Annotated in this window: 1 pseudogene; it reads right to left on the bottom strand. The window is 76.2% G+C overall.

The window, feature by feature from the left end:
* Positions 1 to 1,096 (bottom strand): annotated as a pseudogene (locus tag NON22_RS24680) (hypothetical protein); the annotation flags it as partial.

Below are 1,096 nucleotides of genomic sequence, written 5' to 3'. Positions count from 1 at the left end.
GCGCGATGGCCGTGCCGGCGGCGCGGACGAACAGCGGCGCCGCGGTGTCGCCGGCCTGCAGCCGGTGCCAGCCCGGTTCGCGTGGCCAGAAGCCGCCGCACCAGCGGCCGTCGCCGCGGGCCTCGGTCAGGATTTCGACGGATTCGCCCTCGGCCGCCGTCGCGCCGGCGGCTGTCGCACCGCCCGCTTCGCGTTTCGCATTCGTTGTACGGGCGGTGCCACCGGCGGCAGCGTTCGCACCGGCTGCACTCGTCGCCGTGACGCGCAGCGCCGGCGTGGCCGCGCAGAGCTCGATGCGCTCGTCCTGCCAGGCCCAGGCCGGCGCCGACGGCAACGGTTCCTGGCGCGGCCGCGCCACGGTGTCGAGCGCAGCGGCCCAGAGCTGGTCGTGCAGGGCGGCCTGGCCGGACGTCACGAGACCGCCGCTGCCCTGCAGCCACCAGGCGCCGATGCGTCCCTGGCCGCGGTTGCGCGCGACGGCGAGCGCGTTGCCGTCGCGATCGCGCGCGAGCGGCAGCAGGCTCGCCGCGTTCGCCTCCAGGGCAAGCTTCTGCAGCACGGTGCCGTCGGCGGCGCCCGACAGCAGCACGCCTGTCGTGGCCGGTGCGGCCTGCAGCGGAAGGCCGAAGCCGCGCCATTCGGCGAGCAGCGCCGGCGACGGCGCCGCGACGAGGCGCAGCAGCACGCCGAGCCCTGCGTCGGCCGCGTCGAGCAGACGCGTGCGCGCGGCCTTGTCGAGCTGGCTCCACGCGCGTTCGTCGACGATGACGATATCCGTCTCGGCGAGCGTCGCGGCGGACAGATTCGCCTCGCCGCGCTGCTGCGCGATGCCGCGGCTCAGGCTGATCCGCGCGTCGACGCGGTGGCCGGCGTCGAGCGCCCAGCGCTGCAGGTATTTGAGATCCGGATCGGGACCGCCGGCGAGCAGCAGCAGGCGCAGGCGGCGGCCGTCGCGTACGGCCAGCGGCACGTCGACGCGGTCGAGCGGATTGCCGCCCGCGTCGAGCAGCTGCAGTTCGTAGTTCAGCTCGGCCGCGCGCGGCGCGAACGCGTCGATGCGGAACCGGCCGTCGGCCGCGGCCGCGACCGGCCCGAG

Source organism: Tahibacter caeni, from assembly GCF_024609805.1.
GTDB lineage: Bacteria > Pseudomonadota > Gammaproteobacteria > Xanthomonadales > Rhodanobacteraceae > Tahibacter > Tahibacter caeni.
This window is presented reverse-complemented; position numbering and strand designations above follow the sequence as displayed.